Raw genomic sequence first — 6,758 nt, forward strand, 5'->3', positions numbered from 1 at the left:
GCTAGCGGTGGACAATTCCGGACTTTGGCCGCACCTTCGCTCGTAAGAATCGCATTGCTGCGACAGTAGAATGGACGAGGCTGGATGGGCAAAGCCCGTAATTTGATGGTGTCCACCGACGCAATCGACACCGATGACCTGCCGGACATTGTCGACGTCGTCATGGAGATGGGGCGGCCGGATGAAGGCCCCTCCCCTCCCCCGCCGGTCCTTGACCCGCGACAGACATCGTTGCCTACGCATCTCGAAAAGCTCGCCGACCGTGCGCGCGATTATGTCGAGGCAGCAAGTTCGGCGAACACCCGTCGCGCCTACGCAGCCGACTGGAAGCATTTTTGCGCCTGGTGCCGGCGCCAGTCTTTTGATCCATCGCGGCCGGACCCGCAGACCGTTGGCCTCTATATCACCGCGCAGGCTTCGGGCACTGGAAGGGACAAAAAGGCGGTGGCGACGATCGAGCGCCGCCTGTCATCCCTGACCTGGAACTACACGCAGCGCGGCCAATCGCTTGACCGGAAGGACCGTCATATCGCCACCGTGCTCGCCGGCATCCGCAACACGCACGCCGCCCCGCCCCGTCAGAAGGAGGCCGTACTGCGCGACGATCTTGTTGCCATGCTGGAGACGCTCGACCGCGGCACGCTGCGTGGCCTGCGTGACCGCGCCATGCTGCTTTTGGGCTTCGCAGGCGGCTTGCGCCGCTCCGAAATCGTCGGCCTCGATCTTGCCCGCGATCAAACCGAGGATGGCTGCGGCTGGGTCGAGGTGCTCAACAAAGGTGCTCTTGTGACACTGCGCGGCAAGACCGGCTGGCGCGAGGTCGAGATCGGCCGCGGTTCGTCCGACGCCACCTGCCCGGTTGTCGCGCTCGAGACCTGGCTGAGGTTTGCCCGCATCGCGCATGGCCCCTTGTTCCGCCGTGTTACTGGTCAGGGTAAAACGGTCGGCGTCGATCGGCTCAACGATCAGGAGGTGGCCCGGTTGGTCAAGCGCACGGCCTTGGCCGCCGGCGTGCGCGGCGATCTCTCCGAGGGCGAGCGGGGACAGAAGTTTTCCGGACATTCACTGCGCGCTGGCCTGGCTTCCTCTGCCGAGGTTGATGAGCGTTATGTGCAGAAGCAGCTTGGCCACGTCTCGGCGGAGATGACACGCCGTTACCAACGCCGGCGAGACCGTTTTCGGGTCAACCTCACCACGGCGTCTGGATTGTAGGGACGAAGCCTCCTCCCCTGACAATCCGGTTCGGGCGTCGCGTTCCAATAACTCGACGCTGACCAATTTTGCCAGCCCGTCCTTGCAAATCGGGAATTGCACTCCATAATTGCTATGATGATCAAGCGCCGGATCGAATCGCAACTCGCCGAGCATAGACACCATCCCAGCGGTAGCGCTAATTGGACCGCGCCAGGTCGGTAAGACTACGCTTGCGCTCGAAATAGCCGAGACACGGCCGTCGATCTATCTGGATCTCGAGTCCGATGCGGACAGAGCCAAACTCGCGGAGCCGGAGCTCTACCTCGCCGAGCACGAGCACGAGTTGGTGATTCTCGATGAGGTCCATCGGCTTCCAAACCTCTTCCAGAATCTTCGTGGCTTGATCGACCGCGGCCGCGGCGGCGGCAAGAAGACCGGGCGCTTTCTGCTGCTGGGGTCCGCTTCCATCGATTTCCTCTGGCAGACTGGCGAGACGCTCGCCGGCCGCATCGCCTATCCGAACAGTTGAACCCCTTGTGGGTGCGGGGCGGCTTTCCCGACAGCCTTCTGGCGGCGAGCGACCGAGCCAGTCAGCGGTGGCGGCAGGACTTCATCCGCACCTACCTCGAGCGCGACATCCCGCTGCTCGGGCCTCGCATTCCGGCCGAAACGCTGCGCCGCTTCTGGACCATGCTGGCACATCATCAATCCGGCCTCCTCAACGCAGGCGACTTTGCCCGGGCCCTCGGAGTCGATGGCAAGACAATTGCCTCATACCTCGACCTGCTAGTCGATCTGCTGCTGGTGCGAAGGCTCGAGCCATGGCATTCAAATGTCGGAAAACGTCTGGTCAAGTCGCCGCGGGTTTACGTGCGCGACAGCGGCATTGCACATACGCTGCTTGGACTGACAACCCTTGAGGACGTTCTCGCGCATCCCGTGGCCGGCGCCAGTTGGGAAGGTTTTGTCATTGAGACGTTAATTGCGGTCGCACCGTCCGGCACAGAAGCCAACTTCTATCGCACATCCGCCGGCGCCGAGATTGACCTCCTCTTGAGCCCTCCAGGCAGTCGTCCCTGGGCGATCGAAATTAAGCGTAGCCTGACGCCAAAAGTGGAGAAGGGCTTTCATCTGGCGTGCGAGGACGTGGATCCTATCCGTCGCCTCGTTGTCTATCCAGGAGCAGAGCGCTTTCCGTTGAAACATGAAGTCGAGGCAGTACCACTTCATGTCCTTGCGAAAACGCTGGTCCAACTTGGCTGATAGGCTCTTCGCCCGACTGTCCCCTACGACTCCCATCCAGCACCCAGCGCTTTACTGGTATTTCACCCTGTCGCTGACCCCGCTGAGGCCTTTTCCCTGGCGTCTCTGCCGTTGAAGACGGTTCGGTTGATTCCCCCCCTCTCCCGCGAGCGCTCGCCGCCGGCGAAATTTACTGCCGTAAATATCGGCATTTATCACAGCGAAAACATGCATTTAGGGTAGTGCCGTCGGCGTCGTAAGTGTTCCGTAAACAGGCCTTGGCGACTGAGGCCGCGCAAGGCGTTAACCTTTTGTTAACTCAAAATTTCTTGCCGGTAGTCGCGAATCGGAGCTTAATGGCGTTTGTTGAGGGCATTGTCCACAAAAAGCGCCAATTCAGGTTTGACGAGAATGAATATATCCATGCGGCTGCCACGTTTTGAGTTCGATGACAAAATCCTCGAACAGGGCGCCGAGATTTCCCGGCGGTTGAACCAGCTTCGGATGGAGAAGTTCCCGCCGAATGCGACCAAGACGTTGCGCACGTTCTCTATGGCGGAAGTCGCTCACTACCTCGGTGTCTCGCAAAACAATCTGAAGCGCCTTCACCTTGAAGGCAAGGGACCCTTGCCTGACCAAAGTGCGTCCGGCCGGCGCACCTATACGGCCACACAGATGCTGGAGCTTCGCCATTTCCTGGACCAGCATGGCAGAACGGAGGTCAAGAAGTATGTCCCTCACCGCAAGTCTGGGGACAAGCTCCAGGTGGTTGCGGTCGTCAACTTCAAGGGTGGCAGCGGCAAGACGACCACCGCAGCCCACCTCGCCCAGCATCTGGCGCTGACCGGCCACCGCGTCCTCGCAATCGATCTGGATCCGCAGGCGTCGCTGTCGGCGCTGCACGGCTTCCAGCCCGAGCTCGATCGCAATCTCTCGCTCTATGAAGCGATCCGGTATGACGACGAGCGCAGAGCGATTGCGGACGTGATCATTCCGACGAATTTCCCCGGCCTCGACATCATCCCCGCCAATCTCGAACTGCAGGAATACGAGTACGACACGCCGCTGGCCATGCAGGACAAGACGTCGAATGCCGGCCGCCAGTTCTTCACGCGCATGGCCAAGGCGCTGTCGGAGGTCGACGACCGTTATGATGTTGTCGTGGTCGATTGCCCGCCCCAGCTTGRCTATCTGACGTTAACGGCGATGTCGGCGGCAACGTCGGTTCTGATCACCGTCCATCCGCAGATGCTCGACCTGATGTCGATGAGCCAGTTTCTTCTCATGCTTGGCGGAATATTGAAGACCATCAAGGCCGCCGGCGCCGCGATCGAGCTTGATTGGTTTCGCTACCTGATCACGCGCTACGAACCGACCGACATCCCGCAGGCGCAGATGGTCGGGTTCATGCAGTCCATGCTTGCCGGCCAGATTCTCGAAAACCCGATGTTGAAGTCGACGGCGATTTCCGATGCGGGTCTGACCAAACAGACACTCTACGAGGTGGAGAAGTCGGCTTTTACCCGTTCGACATACGATCGCGCGCTGGAATCCCTCGACGCGGTGAACGCCGAAATCGTCACCCTCATCCATCGTGCTTGGGGACGGTCATGACGGCTGACTTTACGGCAGTAAAAACCGGCAATTATGTCTGTGAAATCAGATCGTTGACCGCGATCGGAGACGAATAATGGCGCGCAGGGACATCTTCGGCAGTGTTTTAGGCCAGGCCCCGTCAGTGGCTGATGCCCAGGATGTATCGGGGTATGCCGTTCGGGGTGCGTCGCGCTCGATCATGCAATCGTTCGAGGAGCTCTCCAAGAGTTCGGTCGTCGATCTCGATCCGGCGATGGTGGACGCCTCGTTCGTCGCCGACCGGCTGGACGAGGACGATGAGGCGTATCAGGAATTGTTCCAGGCAATTCGGGAGAGGGGCCAGGATTCTCCGATCCTGGTCAGGCCGCATCCGGAGGACTCAGGCCGCTTCCAGACGGTCTTCGGTCATCGCCGCGTCAAGGTTGCGCGTCAGCTGGGCAGGCCAGTGCGCGCTGTCGTCAAGAAGATGGGCGATGAGGACCATGTCATCGCGCAAGGCCAGGAGAATGCCGCCAGGGCCAATCTGTCCTTCATTGAAAAGACGCTGTTTGCCGACCGCATTCTCAAACGCGGTCACACGGCCGACACGGTGAAGTCGGCCTTGGCGCTCGACGACACGACCTTCTCGAAGATGCGCTCGGTGACCAGCAATGTTCCCGAACAGGTCATTGTGGCGGTTGGCGCCGCCAAGGCCGTCGGCCGGGACAGATGGTGGCAGCTGGCCAAGCTCATGGAGCATCCGGGCAGCGCGGGCAGGGCGGCCGACTATGTGAAAAGCGCGGAGTTCTCTCAGCCAGACAGCGATGCACGATTTGCGGGTCTCTTCGCCTTTCTGAGTGCTCCCGAAAGACGCTCGCCGGCGGCAGCCAAGACAAAGGAAATGGCCTGGTCTCCGCAGGACAGGTCCGTGCGAGCCAAGATCACCGACACTGGAAAAGTGTTCACGCTTGCCTTGAAGGCCAGGGAAGCCTCGCCATTCGGTGCGTTCATAGCCGAGCGGCTGGACGAGCTTTTCGAAGCCTTCCGGCGATCGGAAATGTCGAAGAAAACGGGAGACTGAAACCGCAAAAGAAAAAGGCCCCCGAACGTCGCCGTCGCGGAAGCCCTTCTCGGTCTGTAGCAAGCTGAGAATCGCACTTCCCCGAATCACTGTCAAGAGTCGTGGCGCCGTTTCGGCGAGCAGGTTTCTTTTGCCTTCTGAAAGGTGAGGGAAATGAAGAGTGGGTTTGCGACGACGCCCTTTGGGCGGCGGCCGATGACGCTTGCCTTGGTGAAAGCCAACGCAGCGTCACGGCAAATACCGGAAGGGGAAGTCGTTGAAAAATGGCAGGTTTACCGATGGCTCTGCGAGGGCAAGTCGATCGTGGGCGTCGGCGATCGCGCCCTGGCCGTGCTAAGCGGGCTGTTGACGTTCTATCCGGACGATCAGATCAGCGAGGAAAACGGCTTGATGGTCTTTCCGTCGAACGCGCAGCTGTCGCTGCGGGCGCATGGCATGGCCGATTCCACGCTGCGCCGCAACCTGGCGGAGTTGGTGAGCTGCGGTCTCATCATCCGCCGAGACAGTGCCAACGGCAAACGATTTGCCCGCAAAGGGCAGGGCGGGGCGGTCGTGGAGGCCTTCGGGTTCTCTCTGGCTCCGCTGCTGACCAGGGCCGCGGAGTTTCAGCAGGCAGCCGACCGGGTCCGGGCGGACAATCGGGCGCTAAAACTGATGCGGGAACGCATCACGCTGCACCGCCGCGACATCCATAAGCTGGTCGAGGCCGCCGTCGAGGAGAATGTGCCCGGGGATTGGGGAACCATTTGGAGGCGCTTCCGGGCGATTGTGGACGCAATTCCGCGACGGGCAGGGCTGGCGGAGCTGGAGAAAATCGTAAGCGAACTGGTCGATGTGCACAATGCGGTGGACAAGCTGCTGGAAAGCTTCACGAATGTCAGGAATCCCGGCGGCAATGAGTCCCAAAATGAGCGGCAGCATTCTGATTCAAACACAGACTCCACTCTTGTATTTGAACCGGCTTTCGAGAAAAGCAGGGCCGAGGCCGAGCCAAGATCTACCCAGGCCGCGCAGCCGAGAGGGTATCCAATTGGGCTTGTGCTGAGGGCATGCCCCGAAATTGCCGACTATGCCGCCAGCGGGATCGGCAACTGGCGCGAGCTGATGATCACCGCTGCACAGGTCCGCGGCTATCTCGGCGTTTCGCCCTCAGCCTATGAGGAGGCTTGCCATGTGATGGGCCAGGAGGTGGCGGCAATCGTCATTGCCTGCATCCTCCAGCGGGCCCAGCACATCAATTCGGCCGGCGGCTACCTGCGGGTGCTGACCGAAAAGGCGAGGGCAGGGGCTTTTTCGGTCGGACCGATGCTGATGGCGGCGTTGAAGGCCAATGGCGCCACGACGAGGATGACTGGATGAATAGGCCACGACCCAATCTTGCTCTGCGAGCGGGGCGGACGATTGGTCGATCTGAGCGGTATGCACTTTACCTTGATGCCGGAACCATGTGAGGCTATATATTGTCTCACATGGTATGGAGAACGATGATGCTGGCATTCGCCGATGTTGCGGACGTGCTCGGGTTGCACTCGAAGGAGGCTGCGGAACGGTCGCCTTTTGGACTGATCTCGCGGATCGAGGACGGCCTTCCCTTTGCCACGCTCGATCGCATCGCACTTCTCTTAGCGCCGAACGATACGCAGTTCAAATATCGCCTGATCCCCAA

Annotated in this window: 6 protein-coding genes and 1 pseudogene; all 7 read left to right on the forward strand. The window is 60.5% G+C overall.

Annotated elements, in window-relative coordinates:
* The first annotated feature begins 84 nt into the window (after positions 1–84).
* A complete protein-coding gene (locus AC1DZP_RS35400; RefSeq protein WP_477308901.1) occupies positions 85–1,212 on the forward strand; it encodes a site-specific integrase in 1,128 nt (375 codons plus the stop codon).
* Between the two features lie 223 nt (positions 1,213–1,435).
* Positions 1,436–1,723 (forward strand): AAA family ATPase, encoded by a 288-nt coding sequence (locus tag AC1DZP_RS35405; protein ID WP_477308911.1) that lies wholly within the window; start codon positions 1,436–1,438, stop codon positions 1,721–1,723.
* A complete protein-coding gene (locus tag AC1DZP_RS35410; RefSeq protein WP_477308903.1) occupies positions 1,720–2,457 on the forward strand; it encodes an ATP-binding protein in 738 nt (245 codons plus the stop codon). Before AC1DZP_RS35405 ends, AC1DZP_RS35410 begins: the two co-directional genes overlap by 4 nt.
* A gap of 390 nt (positions 2,458–2,847) precedes the next feature.
* A complete protein-coding gene (repA, locus tag AC1DZP_RS35415; RefSeq protein ID WP_477308905.1) occupies positions 2,848–4,050 on the forward strand; it encodes a plasmid partitioning protein RepA in 1,203 nt (400 codons plus the stop codon).
* Positions 4,051–4,126: 76 nt separating this feature from the next.
* On the forward strand, positions 4,127–5,092 hold the full coding sequence (repB, locus tag AC1DZP_RS35420) for a plasmid partitioning protein RepB (protein WP_477308907.1): 966 nt from the start codon (positions 4,127–4,129) through the stop codon (positions 5,090–5,092).
* A 153-nt stretch (positions 5,093–5,245) separates the two neighbouring features.
* Positions 5,246–6,451 carry a plasmid replication protein RepC gene (gene repC, locus AC1DZP_RS35425; RefSeq protein ID WP_477308909.1) on the forward strand — a complete coding sequence of 402 codons (1,206 nt, stop codon included), beginning with the start codon at positions 5,246–5,248 and terminating at the stop codon, positions 6,449–6,451.
* A gap of 128 nt (positions 6,452–6,579) precedes the next feature.
* Positions 6,580–6,758 (forward strand): annotated as a pseudogene (locus AC1DZP_RS35430) (antitoxin); the annotation flags it as partial.

The organism is Mesorhizobium sp. P2_F8 (genome assembly GCF_056403655.1).